This is a genomic window from Chryseobacterium sp. AC417 (genome assembly GCF_979258215.1).
The window spans coordinates 2,294,108-2,319,893 of sequence record NZ_OZ409845.1 but is presented as its reverse complement, the minus strand read 5'-3'; the positions used below and the strand labels follow the sequence as shown (position 1 = coordinate 2,319,893).

19 protein-coding genes are annotated in these 25,786 nt (G+C 34.7%); 3 read left to right on the top strand and 16 right to left on the bottom strand.

The genetic code is table 11. The features are described from left to right. Positions 1–192: 192 nt before the first annotated feature. The 6 genes from ACZZ9T_RS11090 to ACZZ9T_RS11065 form a co-directional block, all read right to left on the bottom strand. Positions 193–1,110, bottom strand: a complete 918-nt coding sequence (locus ACZZ9T_RS11090; protein ID WP_463442137.1) for a helix-turn-helix domain-containing protein — start codon at positions 1,108–1,110, stop codon at positions 193–195. A 20-nt stretch (positions 1,111–1,130) separates the two neighbouring features. Further along, positions 1,131–1,889: an SDR family oxidoreductase gene (locus tag ACZZ9T_RS11085; protein ID WP_463442136.1), complete on the bottom strand. Its 759-nt coding sequence runs from the start codon at positions 1,887–1,889 to the stop codon at positions 1,131–1,133. 127 nt (positions 1,890–2,016) lie between these two features. After that, positions 2,017–2,919: a helix-turn-helix domain-containing protein gene (locus ACZZ9T_RS11080; protein WP_463442135.1), complete on the bottom strand. Its 903-nt coding sequence runs from the start codon at positions 2,917–2,919 to the stop codon at positions 2,017–2,019. 14 nt (positions 2,920–2,933) lie between these two features. Next, the gene (locus tag ACZZ9T_RS11075; protein ID WP_463442134.1) at positions 2,934–3,290 is read right to left on the bottom strand and encodes a hypothetical protein; all 357 of its coding nucleotides are present in this window, start codon (positions 3,288–3,290) and stop codon (positions 2,934–2,936) included. 61 nt (positions 3,291–3,351) lie between these two features. After that, the gene (locus tag ACZZ9T_RS11070; protein WP_463442133.1) at positions 3,352–4,278 is read right to left on the bottom strand and encodes an SDR family oxidoreductase; all 927 of its coding nucleotides are present in this window, start codon (positions 4,276–4,278) and stop codon (positions 3,352–3,354) included. A gap of 377 nt (positions 4,279–4,655) precedes the next feature. Continuing rightward, positions 4,656–4,919: a hypothetical protein gene (locus tag ACZZ9T_RS11065; protein ID WP_463442132.1), complete on the bottom strand. Its 264-nt coding sequence runs from the start codon at positions 4,917–4,919 to the stop codon at positions 4,656–4,658. Positions 4,920–4,952: 33 nt separating this feature from the next. Between ACZZ9T_RS11065 and ACZZ9T_RS11060 the strand changes: the two genes are divergently transcribed. Next, on the top strand, positions 4,953–5,096 hold the full coding sequence (locus ACZZ9T_RS11060) for a hypothetical protein (protein ID WP_463442131.1): 144 nt from the start codon (positions 4,953–4,955) through the stop codon (positions 5,094–5,096). 49 nt (positions 5,097–5,145) lie between these two features. On the opposite strand, the gene ACZZ9T_RS11055 is transcribed toward ACZZ9T_RS11060, so the two are convergent. The 6 genes from ACZZ9T_RS11055 to ACZZ9T_RS11030 form a co-directional block, all read right to left on the bottom strand. Continuing rightward, positions 5,146–5,583 (bottom strand): hypothetical protein, encoded by a 438-nt coding sequence (locus ACZZ9T_RS11055; RefSeq protein WP_463442130.1) that lies wholly within the window; start codon positions 5,581–5,583, stop codon positions 5,146–5,148. 11 nt (positions 5,584–5,594) lie between these two features. Continuing rightward, positions 5,595–9,023 (bottom strand): DUF6443 domain-containing protein, encoded by a 3,429-nt coding sequence (locus tag ACZZ9T_RS11050; protein WP_463442129.1) that lies wholly within the window; start codon positions 9,021–9,023, stop codon positions 5,595–5,597. A gap of 8 nt (positions 9,024–9,031) precedes the next feature. After that, positions 9,032–12,508, bottom strand: a complete 3,477-nt coding sequence (locus tag ACZZ9T_RS11045) for a hypothetical protein (RefSeq protein WP_463442128.1) — start codon at positions 12,506–12,508, stop codon at positions 9,032–9,034. 5 nt (positions 12,509–12,513) lie between these two features. Beyond that, a complete protein-coding gene (locus ACZZ9T_RS11040; RefSeq protein ID WP_463442127.1) occupies positions 12,514–14,070 on the bottom strand; it encodes a T9SS type A sorting domain-containing protein in 1,557 nt (518 codons plus the stop codon). A gap of 11 nt (positions 14,071–14,081) precedes the next feature. Beyond that, positions 14,082–17,528: a hypothetical protein gene (locus ACZZ9T_RS11035; RefSeq protein ID WP_463442126.1), complete on the bottom strand. Its 3,447-nt coding sequence runs from the start codon at positions 17,526–17,528 to the stop codon at positions 14,082–14,084. A 446-nt stretch (positions 17,529–17,974) separates the two neighbouring features. Next, entirely contained in the window at positions 17,975–18,274 is a 300-nt protein-coding gene (locus ACZZ9T_RS11030; protein WP_463442125.1) for an NTF2 fold immunity protein, read from the bottom strand. A gap of 740 nt (positions 18,275–19,014) precedes the next feature. Here ACZZ9T_RS11030 and ACZZ9T_RS11025 point away from each other — a divergent pair. Together ACZZ9T_RS11025 and xth are read left to right on the top strand one after the other, a co-directional pair. Then, positions 19,015–19,419 carry a membrane lipoprotein lipid attachment site-containing protein gene (locus ACZZ9T_RS11025; protein WP_463442124.1) on the top strand — a complete coding sequence of 135 codons (405 nt, stop codon included), beginning with the start codon at positions 19,015–19,017 and terminating at the stop codon, positions 19,417–19,419. A gap of 290 nt (positions 19,420–19,709) precedes the next feature. Further along, complete coding sequence (gene xth, locus ACZZ9T_RS11020) at positions 19,710–20,480, top strand: exodeoxyribonuclease III (RefSeq protein WP_463442123.1); 771 nt, start codon at positions 19,710–19,712, stop codon at positions 20,478–20,480. Between the two features lie 362 nt (positions 20,481–20,842). Here the strand turns inward: xth and ACZZ9T_RS11015 are convergent, their stop codons facing one another. From ACZZ9T_RS11015 to ACZZ9T_RS11000, 4 genes are all read right to left on the bottom strand, one after another. After that, entirely contained in the window at positions 20,843–21,409 is a 567-nt protein-coding gene (locus ACZZ9T_RS11015; RefSeq protein ID WP_463442122.1) for a hypothetical protein, read from the bottom strand. A gap of 17 nt (positions 21,410–21,426) precedes the next feature. Continuing rightward, positions 21,427–23,901 carry a beta strand repeat-containing protein gene (locus tag ACZZ9T_RS11010; protein ID WP_463442121.1) on the bottom strand — a complete coding sequence of 825 codons (2,475 nt, stop codon included), beginning with the start codon at positions 23,899–23,901 and terminating at the stop codon, positions 21,427–21,429. A gap of 80 nt (positions 23,902–23,981) precedes the next feature. Beyond that, positions 23,982–24,692: a hypothetical protein gene (locus tag ACZZ9T_RS11005; protein ID WP_463442120.1), complete on the bottom strand. Its 711-nt coding sequence runs from the start codon at positions 24,690–24,692 to the stop codon at positions 23,982–23,984. 116 nt (positions 24,693–24,808) lie between these two features. Beyond that, positions 24,809–25,306: a hypothetical protein gene (locus tag ACZZ9T_RS11000; RefSeq protein ID WP_463442119.1), complete on the bottom strand. Its 498-nt coding sequence runs from the start codon at positions 25,304–25,306 to the stop codon at positions 24,809–24,811. Between the last annotated feature and the right edge of the window lie 480 nt (positions 25,307–25,786).

Below are 25,786 nucleotides of genomic sequence, written 5' to 3'. Positions count from 1 at the left end.
ATTGAAAAATAACTGTCATAATTATATCCATCAAAATGTCGCAGAATAACCTCTGTTATTAATTAACACTTGAGAAATTCAGAAGAAATTAAGGCAACTTTGTTTGTCGACCCTTTGGTAAAAAGTGATTTAGCTTGGATTTATAACAAAATCGTGAACGTTTTTAATTTAGCAAAGATTAAATGATGTTTTCTAGCTGAAACTAGCTCTAAACTCTATTGGGCTTTGACTGGTTTTAGCTTTAAATAAGCGACTGAAAGATTGTGAATATTCAAACCCTAATTCATAAGCTATTTCTGAAATCGATAAATCAGAAGTTGATAATTTCTCTTTTGCTTTTTCAATGATCTTGTTTTGGATGTGTTGTTGTGCATTTTGACCTGTTAAGGAGCGCAACATATCACTCAAATAGCTTGGCGAAAGATGGAGTCTCCCGGAAAGATGCTGAACTGTCGGAATTCCTTGGATTGCCAGATTTTCATCTTTAAAAGCTTCTTCCAGAATTTTCTCCATTTTTTGTAAAAGGTCGTTATTTATTTGTTTTCGGGTTATAAATTGTCTCTTGTAAAATCGATTGCTGTAATTGAGCAAAGTTTCTATTTGTGAGATCATTACGTCCTGACTGAAATCATCAATTCTGCTTTGTAATTCTTCATCAATATTTTTGAAAATAGAAATAATAATATTTTTTTCTTTCTCTGAAAGATGCAACGCTTCGTCGGCAGAATAACCGAAAAAGCCATATTGCTTTATTTTATTTGCTAAAGGATAAGTCAATAAAAAATCGGGATGAATTAATAAAGTATAACCAGAATGATCACCGTTATTATCGCTATTTGCAGTAACCTGATTAGGCGATACAAAGAACAATCCGCCCTCATCAAAATCATAATAATGTTGCCCGTATTTTAACTGCCCGGTAAGATTTGATTTATAAGAGATCTTATAAAATACTGAAGTTCGCAGGTCTGCTATGTTGCTGTAATCTATTTTTCTATTGGTGTTGTCGAAAAAACTAATCAACGGGTGCAAGGGTTTAGGTAACCCAAGCACCCGATGCAATTCTGTAAGTGAATGGTAATGGTAAGGAATATTTTTGTCCTTTTTCATCTCATAAATTTAGTGATTTTCTACCACGGAATTTCGCCGGTGTCCGTATTTATATCTTCAGAGAAAAATTTACCTGTCGGTCCGTCTTCGCCAATGATGGCATATTTTACAATTCTGTTACCGGCATCTTCAACAGAACCTTGCCCCAAATTATGATTAAAATCTGTCTTGGTAGAACCTGGGCTAACAGCATTTACCTTAAAAGGCAAATCCTTCAATTCATATGCAAGCACAATTGTGTACATATTTAAGGCTGATTTTGAAGATTGATATACCGAACCTTTGAAGTGGTAATGAATATAATTTGGGTCGCTGTGTAAAGTGAGCGAACCTTGGCTGGAACTTACATTGACGATTCTGGGTGCTGATGAATTTCGTAATAAATCTAAAAATGCCTGCGTAACTCTTATCACGCCATAAACATTTACCTCATAGACTTTCTTGTAAACATTTACATCCGTTTCTGTTGCAGTATGCATGACAGGTTTGCCATCTTTAAATTCTATTCCATTGATACCGGCATTATTGATCAGTACATCCAGTACCTGTGTTTTCTTGCCCAATTCAATCCGGGCATTGTTTACCGAATGCTGATTGGTAACGTCTATTTCTAACAATTCAACATTTTTCAGCCCTTCATTTTTTAATTTTTCGACAGCTTCTTGACCATTATTTAAATCTCTGCTACCCAGATAAACATAGTACCCTTTTTGTAACAACTGTTTTGCTACCTCGAAACCAATGCCTTTATTCGCTCCTGTAATTAATGCGTTTTTCATTTTTTTAATTTTAAATGTTTGAAAAACAAAGGTCACTATATCTAAAATACTGTTTGTAACACAACTGAGGTTTCTTATAACAAAATCGTGGAATGTTTTTAGTTTAGCAAAATTCGGATGATGTTTATTAATTGAAACTAGCTCTAAATTCTAGCGGGCTTTGACTGGTTTTATCTTTAAACAGTTTGCTGAACGATTGCATATGCTCAAAACCTAATTCATAAGCAATTTCACTTATCGTTAAATCCGTAGTTGACAATTTTTCCTTTGCTTTTTCAATCAGTTTCTCGTGAATGTGCTGTTGCGTATTTAAGCCTGTCAGTGTTTTGAGTAAAGTACGCAGATAGGTTGGCGAAACATTTAAATGGCCTGAAATGTATTGGACGGTTGGCAATCCCTTTGAAACCAAATCATTACTGTTGAAATAATCTGAAAGCAGTACTTCTAGACGGTCGAGGATTTGATGGTTCGTTTTCTTGCGGGTAATAAATTGTCTCTGGTAAAACCGTTCCGAATAATTCAACAAAGTTTCTACATGGGAAATGATGATATCTTGGCTAAATTGGTCGATGTATGTTTGATATTCGTTTTTGATGTTTTCAGCGATACCATTTATCATTGTTTCTTCTTTATCCGATAAAAACAAGGCTTCATTGGCAGTGTAGCCAAAAAAATCGTATTGTTTTATTTTTTTAGCCAGAGAAGTATTCCATAAAAAATCAGGATGGATAAACAACATCCAGCCGTCTATATTTTCCGGAATATGATCACTTTCTCCACGTAAAATTTGTCCGGGCGATAAAAATGCCATCACTCCTTCATCAAAATCATATTGTTGCTGTCCGTAAAGTAATTTATTGCAACCTCTTTTTAAAGTAATTACATATAAATCAAATAGTACGGCAAAAATTCCTGTATCCTTTTTTTGTTTGGATAGATCAATGAGTTCAATCAAGGGGTGATGTGGTTTGGTCAAACCCATTATTTGGTGTAATTCAGAAATGGTTTTTATTCGGATTGGTTTTTCCATAATGCAGATTTTGATTAATTTTTTAAAAACGGATATTTCAACCAAATCAACACCAAAGGCATCATTAAAAACGGAATTTCCATCAATACCATTTTAAAATTCCCAACGTTCATCGCCAATGCCATAATTATTAATATAGAAATAGCATTGAGCATATTACCTAAGAAAAATGTTCTGGGGATAAGCAATAATACACCAATTAATAATGTAACCCCACCGAAAATGGGAATCATTGTTTCGGTAATGCCTAATTCGCCCATCATTTTCATCGCTTCGGGATTTTTTTTGTAATTAAATGTGTCCCAACCGTGTTTGAATGCCAGAAAAACCGACACTCCCAACAACACTAAAGAAATTATACTTTTTACCATCGTTTTGTTTTAAAAACTTACGTTACTAATTTATTGAATTCTTTTAAATTTCATCGAAATACTAAAACTCAACCTTTGCTAACTCTTGTGATACTTCCCATAATTTTTTAGCAACTTCTTTATCATTTGCCTGTTCAGGGATTTTTGCGATAGATGGAAAGCCACGGGTCTCGCTCATTTTGTCAGGTCCATAGTACAATCCGCCTTTAGCTTCCGGCGAAGTGGCTGCAAATAAAGTGGGCAATGCTCCTTGTGACTGTGGCTGAAATAAAAACGGAAAAAATCTTCGCATAATTCCAGGAAAACTCCATTTTCCGGTACCATTTATCAATAGATTGGTTCGGGAAACACCCGGATGTGAAGCAATACTTGTAATGCCCCAACCATGCTTTTCACTTTGTCGCTGAAGTTCCAAAGTAAACATTAAGTTTGCAATTTTTGATTGGCTATATACTTTCCCCGGAATATACGAAGATCTTGACTGAAGGTCATCAAAATTAATTTGCCCGTTACGATTAGCTACGCTGGAAACGGTAACAACACGAGCATTAGGTGCTTTACGAAGCAAAGGAAGTAATTGTGCTGTCAATGCAAAGTGACCCATATGATTGGTACCGAATTGCAATTCAAAGCCATCGGCAGTTTCTAATCGTTTTGGTGGTGTCATTACGCCGGCATTGTTGATGAGCAGATGGATGGCTTCGTCTCTTGCAATCATTCTTGAAGCAAAAGCTTTTATTGAGGATAGATCTGCAAGGTCTATTTTTTCAAAACTCACTTTTGCCGTTGGATTAATCTGATGAATCTTAGCAATTGATTCAGCGCCTTTGTGAGGGTTACGTCCCATTACAATCACGTTCCAACCCGCAGAAGATAATGCCAATGCATCTTCGTAACCAATACCTTCTGTACTACCTGTGATTACAGCTAAACCGTTATTTCTTTGAGGAATATTTGAAGCTGTCCAATTTTTAATATTGTTTCCCATTTTCTCTTTTTTGACTGAAACAAAGTTGCTGCAACTTCAGATAACAGATTTAGCCAAAACGACTTTTGATGTAATCAAAAAAAAACCAAGCATTAAACTTTGTATGCTAAACACTGCAAGGCTAGTGACTACCGAATTCTTATATCTGTTGGCCAAACCAGTAACACCCCTTACTTGGGTCAATCTATCGGAAGCAAATTCTTTTTCATACATCGTCTGGATTTCTTCTTTAGACAGAAAAATAGATGTTCTACAGCTTTGAGCTTTATATCCTTGACTCTTATCAGACTCTGTGACACAAGCAGGACTTCTGGAGAAAGTAAAGCGCTCATGCATAACCTTCCAATACTTCATGTAATATACTAGTACCTTTAACCTTACCCATCATAGTTTCTAATTTGCCTAAAAAAATAGTGATTAACGGTATTATTTGCATGAACTTTACCGCCATATTTATAACTTCCTCCATATGCTCCACCTTGATGTAATACCAAACCATCACTATTATCCATTCTCAAATCGCTATCTGTTTGTAACATTACAATATGATTTTCGTCAACATTAGCAGCGTAACCTATTTCCTGTAAAAATGCTATAAACGCTTCCGACTCATAAGCGGTATAGCCGGATTCTGCGTACACAACTCCCAGTTCATAAACATCCGATAACGCATAATGAAACCATCAAGATATTCGGTGGATGAAGCATGCATTGATCCACTTGAGGATGAACACAAAGCAGCGTTTTTAAAATCATTGACAGGATGCTTACAAAACAAAAATTTCAATTTTTTTGCTAAAAATTTAGCCGCTTTATAAAACAACAAAAAACCTCGCATTTTGTGAGGTTTTGTTTATCTGCGCCAAGTTATAAACTTTGCGCAGCAGGGGTTAATTTAAACTTTTTTATTGAACAATTTAATGTATCAAGTTTATAATATCCTATCTCTTTTTTATTTCCAAGAATAGGCTCTCTTTTATTAAATGAGATTTTATTGTTTGTTAATTTATAACATTTGGAAATTTTTTTTTCATTATCGGTATATAAAAAAATTGTATCCTTATCCAATATCTGACATCCTTTAAAATTTGAGGCAACAAGAACTTCTTGGTACTTTACTATTTCGCATATATGCTCGCCATGATCTGTAAATAAGCTTACTATGTATACACCTGGTTTCTTCGATTCTTTTCTATCTTCCTTTATTTCTTTCAGAATATTTTCATTAATTGATATTTCTTTAAAAGAGTTTTTCTCTTTACAAGAAAACATTAATAGAAAAAATACTAAGCAATATTTGTACATAATATAATTATTTATCGGTGAACATTATCTTGTTTTTGATTAGGAACCCAAAACCTTTCATGATCGTATTTGATAATATTAGGATGCTTTTGTGTTGGTATGAAAATCCAAGCACTTTCAGGCATTATATCTTTATTATTTTCAAAAACACTTCGATCTCCTCCTTCGTTTGGCTTAATAGTTCCATTTGGATTAAATCCTGAAGGTCGGCTAGAAGCATCATAGTGAGAATCTTTCATTAGAAAGCCTAAAGGATGACTATGCCCAGTTTCTAACCAAGTGTATCCATCTTTTTTTACATAGTTTTCTGCAATCCCATGATTAGTAACATCTCCTATACGGTGTTGAGAAGTAATTAAATATAATGTGGTATCTCCAAATAAACCGTCTTTGTGCAATTTGTCGTAATGCCATTCTTTATTTGTGACCGATGCAAGAAAATAGTAATAGTTTTTAATTTGCTTTGAAGAGATATCAGGATTTTCTAAAGTTATAGTTGTTTCTGTAGGGTGATACCCAATGTATGGAGCCCATTCTACATTTTGTCTAAAGCTTTTAGAAAATTCCTTACTAACTTTAATTGATTTTGAACCGTTTTCATTATAATATCTATCAAATTTATCTTTAGTAGTTCTAATTAACTCTCTTCTGCCATCTTTATATACTCGATAATCATCTTTAGGCGCTCTACCATCAGGATCAAAAAACTTAATCGGGTTATTAAATACATAATTATAAGGGCTATGTCTTGTCATCTTCTCCGCCAGGGGATCAACCACACCCCATCTTCCAATATCGGGCATATAGAATCTTGCGCCGTAATCATACATGCCCGTCTCTTGTAACTCCTTTCCGTTGTACTTATAATTGTAATTTCCATTTCCACTTCCATTCCCAACATTATAATCTTTGAGTTTTAAACCAAAAGGATAGTAATTATTTTCTTCAACAATTTCTGCTGTGTCATTAATATTTTTGGAATAGCTTACCCTAACATTTCCTAAATGGTCAATATAATTATAAATATACTTATTTTTTACAAAATCAAAATAACCTTCCGCCGTCAGTACAAATTGAAGCACTAGAGGGGTAGAAACCAAAAATCCTGTCGAAGAATACTGAAACCCATCTAAATAACTAGTAGAACTAATATCTGTTTGGGTTGCATATGATTTCGCTAATTTTACACCATCCGCTCTATAAGTATATTGTGTGATATTTGATCTTTTACTACTCTGATTTGCCTTTATACTGGACGGAAGATTTAGAATATTATAATTAATTTCATTGATTACCTTATCTAAATGTTGAGTCATATTTCCGTTAAGATCATATTGAAAAATGTTTCCTAATGCATTATATCCTGATCCGTTATTAATGATACCTGATGGAAGTGTGATTTGAGATAACCTATTGCTTGCCCCATTATTTTCATAATTGTAAATTAAATCATCAATTTTATTAGCAATTGTACCTGATGGCGGCATATCGAACCTTTGCAAGGTTACTATATTACCGTTTAAATCATAAGTCAGCTTTTCAGTGAAATAATCATTATTTATGATTGTAGCATTTACATCTGAATATGCCCCTTCTAAAAGCCTGTTAAGCATGTCATACTTGTAATTATATCTTCTTTTATTGTCATTAGGGGTTGTAGCTGTTTTCCAGTCAATCTCCGAAATGTTCCCGTTAAATCTCCCCCCCGAAAGACTGGTATCCTCAGGGTTATTGTATTTAATCTCATACCCAAACAGTTTCCCGTTAATTAAATTCGCAGGATCATTGATCTTCGTCATCCAGCCACGGATGTTATACGCATAATCAATGCTTTGCAAGGGTGTTGCCGCATTGGTTCCGCCTACTTTTTTGTTTTGTAACTGCGACAATTCATTGTAGGTATTCTGCGCTAGAATCTCTTCCGCATTGTTATCTACTTTATGTTTGTGAACCAGCAGTCTGTTTTGGTTATCATACGTAAAAGTTTCTGCGATCACTTTTTCAGTATCCGAGTCCAGCCTTTTGTGTCTTGTTACTACCTGCAATGGAGTTCCTGCAAAATCAAGCTCAGATTCTGTTTTGGTATAGCCTCCGAGATGGTTGATAGAATGAGATCCTATCGGTCTTCCTTTTTGGTCATACCAAGTGTAGTTTTTTGTCCAGTTATCATCTTCAATATTTTTCACATAAGAAGCAGTAGGAAAACTTTTGGTACTGATATTTGAATTTTGAGCATCCTGCGGCAGTACGTTCTGTCCTAATACTTGGGCAGGTAGTGCGGGACTTCCTGTAGGATAAGTGTCGTAGTAATTAACGGATAATACGGTTTCTATATTGAAGAAATATCCATTACTGTAATAAATCTGCATTCCGTTTTTAGTAAAACCTCCTGCATCTCTGTTTTCTGTAATCACCAAATTTCCTGCCTGATTCTGCATACTTTCTCTGCTTCCACCCGGTAAGATGCCCGTGTAAATTACTCTGCCAAGCGTATCATATTTGGTGATGAGCCATTTACCCTGCTGGTTTAAGTTCGCATCCTGTGTCATAATAAGTCTGTCAGCTTTATCATACACCATATATTCCCAGCCTTTTCCAGGAAGCTTCTTTTCTACCAATCGGTTTCTGCCGTCATATTTATATTGGTAACAGAGATCATTCAATAAGGTTTCTGTGATTGCATTGTGTACCGCCTTGGGGGGAATGACGTACGCTAACTGATTGTATTCATTGTAAACATAGTAGGTATCAACATTATTGAGTCCGTCAGTTTTTCTCACCAATAACGTTTGTCCTTGTCCGTTTTTAAATTCAATAGTTATGTTCCCGTCTTCATCAGTTATAATGTTTTTGTACAATTGGTTAGGAGGGAAAGTGACAGCACTTGACAGGCTTAAAACAGATGATGTGCTGTTATTAACCCAACTTGTCGTTGTCTCAAATTTGTATACTTCACCACTGTAATTGGTTTCATATCCGAACTGTACCGGCTTATTCGTCCAGGCATTACCTACATGGATTTGTTGCTGAATCCTGTCTAATGGTGAGTTTTCTAAGATTTTCTCAGAATAGATTTTCTCAGAACCATAAGAGGCAGGCTGAGAAGCATAATCCAATGGTGCTGTAAATATGCTGCCATTGGCAGTGAAAGTCTGAGTCACAGGAAGGTAATCTCTCACCTGTCTTCCGAAACCGTCATATTCGATATGCGTAACAACATCCCTTCCCAGAGGAGAAGCTTTAATATTAACGACTTGTTTGGGCCTGCCCAAACCGTCTAAATACTGAACGGTTTCTACACTCTTTGGACTCGAAGCGGTAGGATCCGTTAAATATGTTTTGGTATAGACATAGTTTTCATTAGTACTGAGATTGAGGGTCTGTGCATGGGAGATCCCCACTACAAACAAAGTACTGATTGGAATGATTATTTTTTTCATGGTTTCGTTTAATGTTTGTAGTTGTATTTGAATTCCTTTAACAGCTTGCCGTCAATGTCCTTAATATTTGCCAGCCTGTTGGCAGAATCATAGGTATATATTTCTCTGATGCCAGAAGGTGGAGTCACAGTCGTTACTCCAATCAAAGGATCGTAAGTATAGGTCGAAATCTGAGCTTCTGTCAAGGCTGAATTCTTTCTGAAGGCATCCAAAGCATCCAATAAAGCAGGTTCATTCGACGAATTCGAAGCGTCAAGATCAGAGGCTGCAATAATTGCTGACGCCAAACTGTTTGCTGTAGAATACGGAACACCGGTAACCTTCGCAATCGGCTGAGTCCCGTTATATCCCCAGATAATCGAGGTCGGTATACCTTCCCTCGTTGTGTACTGCAATAAATTCCCCTTGCTGTCGTATTGGTCGTAGGTTAAATCGGTAGAAGAAGTATTTTGAAAATCAAATGACAAAGCTGAACTTGGGAACAGGTTTGCAGGATGGTCATATTTTGTTTCTGTTTTTCCGATTATTTTACCAGAGTCTGCAGAACTCTGTTTTTGAAGGACAGAAGTTTCTAGAGGAACAGCGATCATATTGGCATTGATCAGGCGCGTGTTGCCTTTCTCATGAGCATACTGGTAATTGGTTTCTGTGATCTTTGAATCTGAATGAATAGTCACCTGTTTAATAGGATAATCTCTTGTGTTATATTGATATAACTTTGTTGTTTTCAAAGTCTTTTGATTGGCAAAATATTCGATAATTTCTTCCAAATCTAAATTTGCTTTACCCACTACTTCGTATTTAATGTAAGGACTTATAAAATTATAAGGATCAATAGATAAATAATTTTTATAATAGTGATAAAGATTATCATACCATTGACAAAAATTATCTAAATCCAAACATGGCATATTTAATAAGCTTAAAAATTGATCGTAACCAGTAAAAACACTACCATACAAGAAATCGCCCAAGCCATTATTGTTGTTATAATAAAAACCTATACCTGCAACAACAGTAGATTCATAATTATCATAAGTAAGTTTTTGTTCTTGTAATAAAATATTGTTATTACTAAAACTTTTTTTATTAAGTAAATTACCTCTTAGATAATCATGATTTAATGTTGGTAAAAAAGGAGGCATTATGGATACAGTAGAGCTATTCGGCTGATCTATCGGACTTGTATACTGATATACCTCTTTGCCTTTATCAAGCTGTGAAACTTCAACAAACTGGTAGCCAATATCTCCACCTTTAGTCTTTTGTACATTAAGGAAATTTCTGTTAGAATAATGAACTAAATCATTTTGAAAATTATCATGTGATATAAGATTTGGATAGTATGGATCTCGATATGCAACATTTGTCTGATATGCTTCAGTATAATTTAACAAAGGTTTTGGGAAAACGAGTGCTCCGCTACTTTTCTTTACATCATTGATATCTTGATATTTATAATGGAGAGTTTTATCCGACAATGTATTACTTAAAGATGTGTAATATTTCAATGTTTTCACCCTAATTCCTCCGCCTTGTAAATATTTAAAATTATTCTGATTCTTCTTTTTATAATATGTATTGAAGTTTACATTAAATGACATGCTGCCAGCATTTAAATCAGCGGTAACCATCTGGAAATAATATTCTCCAGGACTTAGCATTTTAGAATATTCTGTCGGGTAAGGATCATTAGCACTAGAAAAGGCGGTCCCAACAGCACCAACTTCAATATAATTGCTTCCTTCCTTTCTTAAAACCCTCATATTCCAAGCATATTGGTTTATGCTTGATGTATCAAAGTAGGTTGCAAACATTGATTCTTCAGATAATGTGAATGCATATTTCATGCTTTGATTAAAATTATTGAAAACAACTGAGTTATTAAATGTGTCCCAGTTTAATTCATTTTCATTAAAATCACTTATTTCACTCGGAAGGCTCTCCGGTCTGTGAGTATAAGTGTTTACTTCATACTCTATTTCTATATTACCTGCCGTCGGAATTTTCATTGATTTTAACTGTCCTGCCCTAACGCATTCATCGGAGTAATCTTGAGTCGCATAAATGTATTTTTTACATTTCACAAATCTCCATTCATCTTCTACAGTCTCTAATGGATAATTGTAATAATTTAAATCATAATCAAAAAGGTTCGAGTTATTTTGGATGTTGATTTTAGCTACATTTCTTAGCCGTAGACGCTGCACACTATTCGTTGCCAGCTCATAATCATAAGTGAATTTATATCGATCAATAAGATGAGATGTCGAGTAAACTTTTATTTCGTCAAGTGTTGCTAAATTTTGAAGTGTAGAATTTCCGCTTCCGTAATAATTGCTGTCACTTCTACCATAAATGTAAGAGAATTCTATTTTCCCGTGGCCTGATATATTTATTTCTTTTAACTGCTTTGTTTTAGTTTTGATTCCAATAGAAGAAATTTCCATCACCTTAGGCAAATATGGATCAAATTGGCTATTTATAATGGGTAACACATGATTCAAATTACCATTCGAATGTTTATACGTTCTGCTAACCTGGTTTTGGTTAACAATTGCTATTTCCTTTTCTTCACCGTATAATAAATTTACAAATGTATAATTGTTGTAGTTTTCCATTTTGCTCAAATGATAACTACTGTTAAATTCTGCTGAGTTATGACTTGCAGAAGTATACTGACCTCCAAAAAACCCTTGAGAATCGCTAAAATTAAATGTACTTGATTTCTCAGTTACATCAAAAAGAAAATTATTACCAAACTCATCTGTAATTGTGAATGATATTGGTTCAAAACTATTATGATTACAAACTATCCTTAGATTATTTTTATCGAGCTTATTTACGACTAATTGATCAATAACTTTTTTAACAATAAATCTTCCTGTATAACCCAGAAAAGAATATTGATAAATATCATAATCGGTATCAAATGTATTCTGATAAAGACTTTCGTATAATAGCCTTTTTAAATTCCGATCGTCGGTAACCGTAGGCTGAATTCCATTCAAAACAATATCAAGATACTTTCTCGCATAATTTTTGGGTATTTCACTTGAAGAATCGTCAATGTATATTCCTAATTTTTTCCGTGAATTATAACTACTTATTGGCCAGTCGGTTATTGTATATGTTACTTTTTCGTCGGGCAAACCGATTACAGTTCTGGAAATGGTACCTCCTGCAAATAAACTCCAACCAATACCTAATTCACCAGCTTTCTCTTCCGGCTTCAGATTATTTGAGTGGTACTTGATGTTAACATTTAAAGAAACATTTTTCAATCCTGTATTTAAATTTGCTATTGGAATGGAAATATCGGGTATCCCTGTATAGTTACTCACCGGAACTTCTTCAAATTTCATCAGATTATTTACAGATGGAGCTGGAGGAATTATATTGGGTGTGTGACTCCCCTGCTCCTGTCCAAAAACAATATTTAAAATCGAAAATGTTAAAATTGTAGATAATAGTGAATTTTTCATTTTGTCTATTTCTTAATCAATTTAGCGTTCGCAGTTTTATTCGTATCCGTTTTTATCGTCACCAAATAAGCTCCCTGAATTAGATTCTGCGTATTGATCTTCGTGATTTTGTTTTTGGTTTTTAGTGTTTGGAGCTGTCTTCCGCCCATGTCATAAATCGTGATATCTGCTTCTTTAAAATCAAGCCCAATCTCCACATAACAGTAATCCGAAACAGGATTCGGATAGATTTTAATATCCTGCTTTTCAATCAACTGATCAAGCTGTTTATCGCCCAACTTAACGATCTTCCAGTTTTCCTTTCCTAATTCTTCAGCACTGGTTCCTGCTAAAATAATTGAGCCGTCTCTGTTTAATTTGATGTCAGACAAACGTTCTTCCTTTTTTCTAGATTCTCCCTTTACGTGCTTTCTCCACTGTTCGCTGCCTTCAGAATTTAAATACAACATCCAGAAGGTTTCGTCATCGGTTTCAATTCTGCCTTCTGCCTGTGTATAACCACCGAGTAAAATTCCCTGAGTTAAATCTTTATTCTTTGCTCTTTCATCTTTCCTCTGAATCACATTCATCCCCATCAAAACATCCCTGTTTTTAAAATTGTAGGATTTTTGCCACAGTTCTTCACCTCGGTCATTTAAAGAAATCAACCAGATGTCGGTTCCTTCTTCAATTCCTGTTGTCTTATTTCCTGATCTTTCTGATCTTGATTCTCCGCCAACGATAAATCCTGTAGAAGTCATTGCCAAAGTCCGCAAATGGTCATCACTTTTACCTCCAAAGTTCTTTTCCCATTCTACTTTTCCTTCTTTATTCAGCTTTACAATCCAAAAATCACCTTCTCCGAAGTTTTCGGTTTTCTTGGAACCGCCAACAGTACTTCTTGAGTAAATTCCGAGCAAAGCACCGCCATCCAAAGTAGGAATCATTTTTTCCACTTCATCCAGTCCCTTGCCGCCTAAAATGATTTGTGACAATTCTTTTCCGTTTTTATCCAGTCTTGAGATCACTACATCTTTCGATCCGTGACCTTTTGGAGCATTCTGAACATTTCCTGCAACAAAAAATCCGAAATCTGTAGTTTGGATCACTGCTTTCGCTTCTTCATCCTGAGCCGATCCTAAAGTTTTCTGCCATAGCTCGTCTCCGAATTCGTTGATTCTGATGAGCCAGATGTCGCTGCCGCCTTTTGCATTGTCTTTTTTGTCTAATCCTGCGTTGGAGTACGAAGTTCCTGCCAGTAAAAAACCGCCTTCCTGTGTGGCAACCGTTGCAGAAAGAAAGTCATGGTTTTGTCCCGATAAATATTTTTCCCAGACTTCCTCACCCTGCTGGTTGAGCTTTACCAAATGAAAATCGTAACCGTTATTCTGTTTGTTTTCGGAAGTCAGTTTTTTTGCCTGAATGGAACTTCCTGTAATGAGATATTGCTGATCGATCGTTGTGGTCACCTGAGAAAGAAAATCCTGAGTGGAGGATTTGATGTCTTTCTGCCATACCACATCCTGAGCATAGAATATTGCAGCAGCGCACATAAGGAATGCACTCGTGTAGAGCTTTTTCATGATTTGAGTTTTTATTGTTTATAATTGTATTTAAATTCTTTTATAATCTTTCCGGTAGAATTATTTTCTCTGATTTCTTTTAACCTGTTGAAAGGATCATAAATGTATATTTCCCTGATTCCTGATGGTGGCGTAATACTGGTTACTCCAATCATTTGGTCATAGGTGTACGTTGTGATACGATAAGATGATAAAGTCGTATCTTTTCGGAAAGTATCTAAAACATTGATTAAAGACTGATCAGTAGCAGATGTCTCAAATTGTGCATCATTATTTGACTGATTGACAATCGTATTAATAAGTGATGTGGATATATCAGACCATTGTGCTCCTGCTATTTTTGCAATTGGCTGCATATCATTGTAACCCCATATAATAGACACCGGTATGCCATCCTTTGTAGTGTATTGCAATAGATTTCCCTGAGCATCATATCGGTCATAGGTACCTTCAACGGTAGACACATTTTGATTCTGTAGATCCAATGATAGAACTGAACTTGGAAAATGATGGGTAGGATCATCATATTTACTTTCAGATTTTGATACAATCTTTCCATTATCCAGCAAATCAGCTTTTTTCAACACTGAACTCTCCAGAGGAATGCCAATAATATTTGCATTAATCAATTTTGCATTTGATTTCTCATGTGCATAACTATAAGTAATTTCCTTAATACTGCTGTCTGCAGATATTTCAGTCTTTTTTGACACATAATCTCGTTGATTATAAGTTGTTTTAATAGTTTTTTCCAGAGAATGAGTCCCTAAATATTCGATTTCCTTATTTTCTTTTATTCCACTAAATCCGTATTTTTCAAATGAGTTAAGAATTAGCGACGAAGACAAAGGATTGGTTCCGCATTCAGATGAAGGGTAAGGCTGAGCATTGAGATTACTCATATAAGAATTATAAGATCCCACTCGGGATGACCATGGTCCGTTTTGCAAATAACAACCTCCACTATTATTATATATCTTATAATTCAAGCTAGCTGTGTAATCATGTATCTCATACTGGTTATCTGTATTTCTCAGTAAAACGTTATTAAGACCAATAACTTTACTGTTTATTAACAAACCTATTTTATAATCCTGATGATGGAATTTGTAAGCAGGATAAAAGATATCGTCATAGGTAATATCGGGATAATCTGAGTACACGGAAAATGTGTTTTCTATTTTACCTTTATTATCTGATACTTTTACAAATTTATAATTAACATAGCTTCCCTTAATGGCATTTACAGAAGAATGACCAAGTTCACTAACACTCAAATACTGCGTGGTCTGCGGAACGATTGAATATCCGATAAAATTACTGCCATATACCTGTGACCATTTATATGCATGAACTTTTGTAAAAACAGGAGTATTGATAATCTCTCCACTGGATTTTTTAATGTTAAGTGGATCAGTATAATCATAATTTTTAGAATATAGATCATTACCATCACTTATCTTTATTTCCTTTATTCTTAGTCCGCCGCCATATAAGTACTGTATATTATCCTGAAGCGTATAATAATAAGTATTTACGTGATACTGAACAGGATTGAACTGGATATCTCCATTGCCGGTTATCGATATTCTGTAATATCCTTTTCCATAAAAGCTGATCTGTTTACTATTAGCATTGTCCAGTGTGACATATTGTTTTGATCGGGGCTGTATTGTATTGGACGAATTTTCTTCAGAAGCATTGTCTATTTCACTCTGAAGAATCCAGTTGGGATGACTAGGATTTGATGGTGTGAAGATAATGGGTGTTATCGTAAGGCTCTTAGCAGCAATATCTGATGTACTTTGATTCTGCGACGCTGAAAAATTAAGAACAATTCTTTGTGCATTTTTAATGTAAATAAATGAGCTCCCATCCGGCGTGGAAATCCCATTAAAAATAGTTTGAGAAAAATAAGAACTGGCTGGTGTCCTGTTTTCAGCAACATCATATATGAGGTTGGGATTGCTCAACTCTTTTGTATATCGGTTCGATTCAAATAAAAACTCTTTGTATCCACCGGTTGGTAAAATCATCTTTTTAAGAACGCCGGAAGTCACGAAATCTTTGTCGGCCCACTTATTTTCAGAACTTACATTTTTACCATCAATAATCAGATCCGTATTGGTTTTGTTATTAAAATATCCCCAGTAATCATAATGATCAGTTAGGATCGATGGCAACATTTCCGGTGATTCATATTCAAAAGAGTATTTATAAGCCTGTACATTATCTTTGTTTTTGATATATAAATCTTTTAAGAATCTGCGTCCACTGTAGGTGGTAAGATAATTGAAATCTATTTTTTTAATCGTACTTCCCGAAAGTGTTTTGATTGAAATTGACTCAACCTTCCCGCTCACTACGTTAAAATCGATACTCCCCTTATTGATCATATTGATTTTCGTCAATGCAAGACCTGCGGTATTCTGGATCGTAGTAGTTGAGTACCTTGGCAGCAAGCTTCTATGATTACAAAATTGCGGAGTACAGTTTTCTGCAGTATTTGCGTCATCTTCTAAAATTTGTCCACCGGATCCCAGATCCCCGATATTCATATCATCCAGTCGCAGATTTACTTCTTCTGATTTTGCAGGTGGCGGAACTTCTGTGGATGCATCATAAGAAAACTGGCATAATGTTACATTTTCTGGAGTCTGAATCTCGCTTAAGTACCAGGTTACATAAGGCGGAGGCAAAAGAGTGCTTTCCATAGGAGTATATGGCATACATGAATGCATATTCTCGTAAGTAAGCACCTTTGTAACAGTTCGTCCATCTATGACTTTCTTATCAAATAGATATTTATAACCTAAATCATCGGTTATCGTAATTCTTGAAATTCTGCCGGCATCATTTTGATTTCTTTCATAGAATATTTTATAATTTCCCTCTCTGCCGATATAAACACCGGTTCCATTCTTATTTAATTTAAAGCTGCCCGAATGATTCATAAAGCTGAAGTGGAATACATCATATTCAATATCTTCGGTTCCAAATTTAGAATCATACATGTATTTTATCGTTTGGTCATGAGATAAACCATATTGAGATAAAGCATTTTCAAAACCATTATCTAAAATACCGTACATCGGCTTATCATCCGGCAAGCCATTAACTTCCCTAGTTACAACACCAAAGTTAGTAAGGTTCCAACCCTGCCCTACCAGACCAGACATTTCTTTAATTCTGATCCCGGAAGGATGATATTTGATATTCAGGTTGATACTGATATTTTTGTCTAGCCCAACAGAATATAAATTTTCAGATATGTCGGGTATTCCTGTATTCAGATCAACGGGATTAATATCAAATTTCAAAAGAGAATAGGCTTCCGGTGTTAACGGTAAGGAGGCAGAATTTTGACCGTTAAAAACAGGTGTCAAAGGACCTCCGGGTTGAGAATGTAAAAAACATATTGTGCATACAAGAAATACACCCATGCAAAGTTTTTTCATGATTTGGTTATTAAGATTTGTTGCTAATTTAACTTTTTTTTAACACATATCACAATAGCTTGAACAAAATTGATAAATATGTGATATTTTCTTAACGCAAAGCTAAACTGACATGGCGTCAAAACTTGACGTGTTTAAAATAATAGGAAGAGATTTTTTAAAAATTATGTAATAAGACGACTAAGCATGCAGAAGTTCAAATCTGAACAGGTTATTTTATGATTTAAATACAGAGTACCCCAATAAAAACGGAACTCCAAAAAATAAGACTTATTCAACAGCTCAAAGAAGAAGAGGAAGAAGAAGAAGACAAGCAAACCATTTTCAGACTCATGGAAAAATGCTTACCACAAAAAAAATAAATATTTCTTTAATAAAAAATGTAGCTGCGCTATAAACACAAAAAACCTCGCATTTTGCGAGGTTTTTTTGTGTTTATAATGTTCTTATTTTCCGTGAGTATATTTAATAACTTTCTTAGTTTTAATATTTACCTCTGCATAAGCAACACCTCCTAATCTATTCTTTGGTAGGGTTCCCTGAACCATCCAAAGACTATCATTTTTCTTTTCTGCAACAAATGATTTTTGTTCATTTACTGATTTACCATAAATCTCTATCCATTTTTCACCCGCAAGCGAAATTGCAACATTTGAGTCTGAACTCTGATCTTCTTTTTGGTTTAATTTTCCATTCTTGCAACAAGATAGTAAAATTGTGGATATTATTAAAAAGTAATGTCTCATAATTAATTAATTTTTGTAAGTCCTGATCTATCCAATTATTCTTAATTCGATGTTATATTGACAATAACTTCATAATTAGACTTCAAATGTAGATTCTTAAATCAAATTTTTTATGGGAATCCGTAATGTAGAAATTTATAAATACTGAAAAGAAAAACCTCAAAATCCAGCAATGGTCTTTCAGTATATAGAAGAGGATATCTATTAATTAAATTTTGTGCAATTTTTTTTCTAAAACATAGAAAAGCTAAGACTGGCGGATGTTTTAGAATTGGGTTGCTCCAATTCCGCAAAATGCGTCAAGAATTATCCCAGCCAACGATTCCCACGGAACATCTCTTCAATCTAATAGCGGTATTGAGAATTATGAAGGTAAAAAATGACTTGTTATAAAATCGCCAACAGAACTCCCTGTTAGCATACTTCTTATTTCTGGCAGTTTATACCGTTTCAATAAAAACTTCGTACGTTTTCAGATCTTGTTTTTCTACATCCGAAGAACTATCAATATACTCCTGCAAACCTCTCGCTGTTTCCTGTCTTATATCCCCTGAGTTAAAAAAAAAGAATATTCCGAACTGATGATAAAAATCTGGATCACTTTAATGATAAGGTACTTTGGAGTTTTATTTAAACTTCACAATATCTGAAAGAATAATCAATAAAATATTTATTCTGATAATTTGCATGCAAACGTTTAATCGCTAACTTTACATTACTCTGAATTAATCTTTTATCCCATGAAAAAAATGATTCTGTTTATTGTACTGACTTTTATATTAACAGCCTGTGGTGAAGATTGTTATAATTCTCCTCAACCGGTCGTGTTTGAATTTGTTGATATTGATGGCGAAAATCTGATAACAAATGGAACACTGCATCCATTCTCGGTCACTGACGAAAATCAAGTTGTGATACAGCTGACGAAAACTGATGACGGAAAAGTCATTTTAGAAAATGTAGGTACCTATGACGGTACAAAGAATTACACTTTTTATTCTGCAGTTAAAATTTTTGATTTTTCAATACAGTCGTCTGAATTTAATAGTGGCTGTAATGGTTACCAGATTAATAAATTAACATTTAAAGGGGTGGGTATAGATGTAACGGACGAAAAAGGACACTATAGAATTACTCTGAAATAGTACTACTTACAAATCTAAATGTTCCCTGAATTTTAACAGACAACCTATTATAAAAAGAAAAAACTAATTCTACATTTAGTCCCAATAAGTCATATCTGAATGATCGAGGCAGATTTAATTTGGTCAATAATAACTGAGTGATGCGTTGGATATTTTAACTGGATATCTATTCCCTGATACTGGAATCCATATGACAGCCATGGTGAATATTACTTTAAAATGATCATGAAAAAATCAAATGTATAAAATGATCTGAAAATTAAAAGCAAAATAACGAAAAATCTAGCTTTATGAAAATCGCAACCTACAATGTCAATGGAGTGAATGGCAGATTGCCTGTCTTACTCAGATGGCTGAAAGAATCTAAGCCTGATATCGTGTGTTTACAAGAACTTAAATGTCCTCATGATAAATTCCCAATAACTGAGATTAATAAAGCAGGGTATGATGCGATTTGGAAAGGGCAGAAAAGCTGGAATGGTGTTGCCATTCTTTCAAAAAATCATAAGATACAGGAAGTTCAAAATACTTTGCCTGGTGATGATGATGATTTTCAGAGCAGATACATTGAAGCGATCATTGATAAAAAAGTAATATGCTGCATTTATCTTCCCAATGGAAATCCTTATCCGGGGCCAAAATTTGATTATAAACTTTCATGGATCAAAAGGTTAAAAAAAAGAACTAATCAACTCATAAAGATGGATCTCCCTGCCATACTTATAGGTGATTTTAATATTATCCCCACTGAATTAGATGTTTACAAACCGGAAAAATGGACTAATAATGCGCTTTTCACAAAGGAAATGAGAAAAACATTTCGTGATTTTGAAAAAAGCGGCTGGACTGATTCTTTAAGACAAATCTATCCCGACGAGCAGATTTTTACATTTTGGGATTATCTCTATCATTCATACGATAGAAATGCAGGCATGAGATTAGATCATATTCTCTTAAGCCCTTATTTAATGTCTGAACTTATAGACGCTGGGGTAGATAAACATGTACGGGGGTGGGAAAAAAGCAGTGACCACGCACCTACCTGGATAGAGTTAAAGTAAATTTTCATTTGAAGATGATATCAGGAGAAAATATCAATTTGCAAATCATTGATCATTTTGGTTAAATTGTTTTATCAAATGAATAATCTTCAACTGGTGATTACAATAAAAACTACACATTTCTATCTTTTCTAGCACGGAACTATTATAGTACCTCATAGATGTCTACACCGAAGATGTTGTAATTTATTGGTTCAAATACTTATTGATATTAAAAAAAATCATAACATTCCCATTAAAATCAGTACTATCAATTGATAGCTGTAAAATATGGTTAATAATTATTCAACAACATGCAAAAGAAAACAAAAAGCCACTTCAAAATGAAGTGACTTTTATAACAATGTTATTTTTAGCTGGTTTTAGCTGTCTGCTCTCCAATAAGACCAAACAGTTCCATTGTAAACACAAAACAGTTTTTTAACCGTGTCGTAAACAAGCATTCCCGGTGCAGGGCTTTTGATCGTGTTAGCGGGGTCTGCCACCAATGGCGGAATCATCGCTTTATTAGTATCTGCCAACACAAGAATTCCCGGAGTATTATCCGTAAAAACACCTCCAATCTGCATTTTTGCAGTGGTCTGCTCTACAGCCGGGCTTGCCTGGATGGGTGCTGCAACTACAGCATTCGTTCCTATTGCAGGTAATTCATTGGTTCGTACCGTAAGGTCAATCCACGTTCCGTTATTTCTTGAAAGTTTAACTCTGCTGTCGTTTCGATCAAAAATAAGAGCTCCTCCTTTCGCATTGGCAGTCGGGTTTAAACTTACATTAGCTGCAGCCGAAACCCACGGCAATATCAAACCTTTATTACCGGTCCCAAATTCTAAAGAGACACCAGCCTGAGTAGTTGTTTTTCCGATTGCGACTTGTGCAGAATATGTGGCTGCACATGACAGGCTTAAAAATATTGAATATATAAATTTCATTTTTTTAATTTTTAATATTAATTTTCTTCAGGACAAGACTGTGTGTTAAAACACTTCCACCCTGTTCTTGTACCATCTATATTTATTTTCATACAGTTGTTGGTCGTATCATAGAAGGTCATTCCTACTATCGGAAGGGCTATAACAGGAGAAGTTAATGCTGCATTTACAGGCTCACCTGCAATAACAGCACCGGCAGTAGTGGCTGCAACAGGCATTCGATTCATCACAAATGCTTTTGTATTGGCTTCAAGAACTGTCCAACCATTATTCCTGATCATCGGCCAGTTTGTATTATTTGCTCCTGCCCTGTTAAATGCGGTAATACCGTGCTTCGTAGCATTATCAGTTCCTAAAGTTGTTGTTGGATTTCTGTAGCATTTACAGTCATTAAGTCCTGAATTTTGGGAATTTCCAACAGCCTGACCTACTCCTGTAACAGGAGAAGCACCTGTATTATCTGCTACACCCGCAACACCGCCTGTATTATTGACCGCATTATTTACCAGTAAAGGAACACCGTTTGCAGCAGGAACGGTACTGATAACCTGAGCAGGAGTTCCCGCAGTTGTTCCGTTTGCTAAAACTTTTATCTGACCAGAGTGGGTAGGTGAAGTCAAAGGATTAACCATAGAATATGTAACATTTTCTGAACCTTCTATTGCATCCGGACAACCGTCCCCGTCTGAATCTGTATCAAATTGATTCGAAACTAAATCATTATCCGGGTCACAAAAACCATTTTTCAATCCGTTTCCATTGCCTGTAATATAGGTTGCACCTACAACAGCTTGACTCAGTATTACACTATTCGCACCAGTTCTATTCCAGGTTATCGTATTTAAAACGTTACCATTATAAAGTTCCAGTTGAAATAATGGTCCGTTTGACGCTTTGCTTCCATATATACTCACACTTCCATTCTTCTGAATTATAATTCTGATGAGGGGATTAGTAGCGTTACCGGTCATACTATAAATTTGTGGAACCGAACCAATACCATATCTGTCACCTCCCACGAACCTTATATTATCTACCTGATCTGACTGGAACTGAATTTCACTGGTCGCTAAATTCACTCCGTTTATATTTAAGTTGAATGAATTATCTAAAGTATAGACATCAAATACAAATCCTAAATCTGCAGCAGGTGCTGAAAATGAAACAGTTGTACCATTTGAAGTATTGTATGGCTGATTTACTACTGATTCCGTACATTCGAAAAGGTCCAAGATTCCGTCATTATCAGAATCCAGATCTACACTGTCGACTAATCCGTCACTATCTGTATCTGGCTCTATCGTCGCTAGTATAGTACAGGTTGTTGTACTTCCGTTCAGGTCAACGGTAAGAGTTCTTGATCCGGCACCGCCTGTCCCATTATATGTAAGAGGAACATCAATAAATGTAGTTGCCGTAGTTACAGAAGCAGAGAAAGAAGGATTGGTGAAATCTGTTCCGGTAACATTAATCACATAGTTTCCGGGTGAATAGATATTTGAAACAGGAATACGTAGAGTTCTGGTGGAAGAACTCCCTGCCGTATACGGAGTCGTTCCTTGCAATGCTATTGAATTACAATTAAAAGTAAATGGTACAAAATAATCAACAGAAGCCAAGTCAAGATTGTTGGTTCCAAATCCAGTTCCTGTATATGTTGCCAAATAATTTGATGCTCCGGTAGAAATATTGATACGGTAAATTAAAGCCTCACTTGCTCCACCTGCAGTATTACCAGCAGCAACAAATACGAACCCATTTAAATATGCACTTCCTCTTACGTTGCCAACATCTATAGTTGTACTTGTGCCTACAGTAGCATTTCTTACGCCTACAGGACCCGTAATTGCCGCAACCTGAGTTGCAGTAGCTGCCGAAACAGCTCCGTTAATTGCTATTTTATAGAGATATCTTGTGTATGTTGTTCCATTAAGATTCTCCAAAATAGTATAAACGTTATTCTGATAATCATAAAACGTATCACTTGCAAATACAGTAGAATTATTACCTCCAGTTCCATTCCAAATTGCATCACCGGTAACAGGTATTGCTGCAGATACGGTAGGATATACCCTGTAGAGATTTTTACCACTGAAGCCAAAAACCTGTCCAAAATTAGTTCCTAAAACATTGTTGGTACCTAATCCACCGATTCCCGCCGGAAGTGTATTCCCAGTAGCAGTTCCATTCTTAAGAACATTAGCACCATTAGCATTACTTGAATGAATAATTACCAAAGGCTGATTTGCAACCGTTGTATCATATCCTACAGCTAGGTTACTGATATCGATCCCATTATTTGCATTAAAGTATGAAGGTGTTGTAATTCCGGCAGGCAAAGTTGTCTGCACTGTAGATGGCGTGGTACCTGTAATATCATAAACACGCCCTGTTCCCTGTGCAGAAAAATACAGAGAACCTCCACTTTGAGCCAAGGCGAACGTTATATTAGTAACAGTTAACAATAACGCCAAAAATATTTTATTTTTCATATAAAAGTATTAGAATAATTTATCTCAAGAATATGAGATAGGTAATAATAGAAATTAAAAAAACTTATTGATACTCATACTCATGGAGGTGGTCTTGCAGAAAATACCTGTGAGAAACAAAAATCTAAAGATTTGTTATTATAACAACTGAATTTTTGGGAATGCAAAAAATATAAAGCATTCTTAAGAGAATAATGACTTTCTTCAAAATAAATTTTAGAATCAACCTGGCTGTCTGTGCATAAACTTATGTAATTTTTATTACCGCCTCGTGTTGTTGAAATATGATTTGCTGACGGGTAACTTTTAAAAACATCTGTGCGAAAACTTTCTGTTCTAAGTTTATATTCTGCTATTTGTTTTTGTATTTTTCTTATAAGATTTTCTTTCTTCTCATCCTCTGTATTTTTTAGCTGCAATGAAAGACTTTTGGGTACATTGACAGATTTTATAGGTGATATTACCAGATATTTTTTTTCTAAAACATGGGTAATTGAAACCTGCGATCTACTGATAACGATATTTCCCTGCTCGATCTGTTGATTAAAAGCATCGTCTTCAGAATATATCAGTGCATTGTTTTGTAAAAAAATAAAATGATACTGAACACTTTCTTTTTCCGGAATATGCTGAGCATAAATGAATGGGTTTGAAAAAAGAATAAAAATGAAATATAGGAATCTTGCTAAACTACCAAATTTAATAGCAGAATTTGCTTGTCTTGTAGACGTGATAAAAAAAAGAATAAGACTTCTCAATTTGTATTTATTCTGATTGATAATTAATATCATCAATGTTATCGGTTAACTATAATTAAATAAATGTCTGTACTGGAACTTTATCATTGAACTTAAGACGTTATTGAAAGTACTCTGCAGAATGCTTGGCAGCCATCTTACATATTATGTTAAGATACAGAGCGATGATGACTGGTATAAATAAACTCCCTTTCTTCACTCGATTCATAATTTATATCATATTTTTTTTCAACGAATGCTATTGTCTTAACTATACTTCTGATCTGAGATTCTGTAAACCATTGAAGTGAAAGATTGATTGTTTTTGGAGCCGCACTTCCACTGTCAATCGAAATTGATATGTAGTAGATATACAAAAATCTGCTGACTGTATAATCTGTAATGTAGGAAGCAGGTATTTCAACATAGGGGCGCACATAACCTTTTGTGAATAAAGGATACTTTCTGAACGTCATGCACTCACCGGAAAATTCGTAAACTCTATATTTGACGGTAACGGCAAAAATAATTAACAAGAAAGCTGCAGTTATAAGGATCAGCTTTATTGTAAAACTGGATATAAAAATTGTTGCTGTAATCAGGATAAAAAACAATGACAGGGTCGCAAACCTAATAGTATTAATATAGCTTTTATTAGTAATTTTCACAGTATTATATTTTGGGTGGTATTAAAAAGGTCATCAGTTATAAATAAATAACTGTGACCCGAAGATATATTGAGTATTGTGTTGTATTTGAAAAGCAGAGCAAAAATAGATCTATAGAAAATTTCTCACAACGTATCTAACGGCCCTTTTCGGGAAAACAGATCATCTGATATGGTCTGAATATAAAAAAATCTGACATAAAATCCAGATTATGAAAATGTTTAAAATAATTCGCTATTGCATGAAAATAAATTACAACTAACCTATTATCAAAATGGTATAGCACTTGATATCATTAAATGATTGTCCGTTTTCACGAATTGGTCACAGAATTCCTTGGAAGCATCTTAAGTTACCATTACTTTTGTAACACATAAGAAATATGGTACTGATTCATTGAAATATCAATACACGTATTGAAAAACAATGTTTAAAGAAATTGATAAATCAAATTATCTAAAAGTATAGCTGAAAAGCTAT

Bases quoted from the DNA above. Each gene is read 5' to 3' on its own strand.
- ACZZ9T_RS11085 (WP_463442136.1), bottom strand. From the start codon at position 1,889: ATGAAAAACGCATTAATTACAGGAGCGAATAAAGGCATTGGTTTCGAG.
- ACZZ9T_RS11055 (WP_463442130.1), bottom strand. From the start codon at position 5,583: ATGTACAAATATTGCTTAGTATTTTTTCTATTAATGTTTTCTTGTAAA.
- ACZZ9T_RS11090 (WP_463442137.1), bottom strand. From the start codon at position 1,110: ATGAAAAAGGACAAAAATATTCCTTACCATTACCATTCACTTACAGAA.
- ACZZ9T_RS11045 (WP_463442128.1), bottom strand. From the start codon at position 12,508: ATGAAAAATTCACTATTATCTACAATTTTAACATTTTCGATTTTAAAT.
- ACZZ9T_RS11025 (WP_463442124.1), top strand. From the start codon at position 19,015: ATGAAAAAAATGATTCTGTTTATTGTACTGACTTTTATATTAACAGCC.
- ACZZ9T_RS11060 (WP_463442131.1), top strand. From the start codon at position 4,953: ATGAAACCATCAAGATATTCGGTGGATGAAGCATGCATTGATCCACTT.
- ACZZ9T_RS11010 (WP_463442121.1), bottom strand. From the start codon at position 23,901: ATGAAAAATAAAATATTTTTGGCGTTATTGTTAACTGTTACTAATATA.
- ACZZ9T_RS11075 (WP_463442134.1), bottom strand. From the start codon at position 3,290: ATGGTAAAAAGTATAATTTCTTTAGTGTTGTTGGGAGTGTCGGTTTTT.
- ACZZ9T_RS11015 (WP_463442122.1), bottom strand. From the start codon at position 21,409: ATGAAATTTATATATTCAATATTTTTAAGCCTGTCATGTGCAGCCACA.
- ACZZ9T_RS11080 (WP_463442135.1), bottom strand. From the start codon at position 2,919: ATGGAAAAACCAATCCGAATAAAAACCATTTCTGAATTACACCAAATA.
- ACZZ9T_RS11070 (WP_463442133.1), bottom strand. From the start codon at position 4,278: ATGGGAAACAATATTAAAAATTGGACAGCTTCAAATATTCCTCAAAGA.
- ACZZ9T_RS11005 (WP_463442120.1), bottom strand. From the start codon at position 24,692: ATGATATTAATTATCAATCAGAATAAATACAAATTGAGAAGTCTTATT.
- ACZZ9T_RS11030 (WP_463442125.1), bottom strand. From the start codon at position 18,274: ATGAGACATTACTTTTTAATAATATCCACAATTTTACTATCTTGTTGC.
- ACZZ9T_RS11050 (WP_463442129.1), bottom strand. From the start codon at position 9,023: ATGAAAAAAATAATCATTCCAATCAGTACTTTGTTTGTAGTGGGGATC.
- xth (WP_463442123.1), top strand. From the start codon at position 19,710: ATGAAAATCGCAACCTACAATGTCAATGGAGTGAATGGCAGATTGCCT.
- ACZZ9T_RS11035 (WP_463442126.1), bottom strand. From the start codon at position 17,528: ATGAAAAAACTTTGCATGGGTGTATTTCTTGTATGCACAATATGTTTT.
- ACZZ9T_RS11040 (WP_463442127.1), bottom strand. From the start codon at position 14,070: ATGAAAAAGCTCTACACGAGTGCATTCCTTATGTGCGCTGCTGCAATA.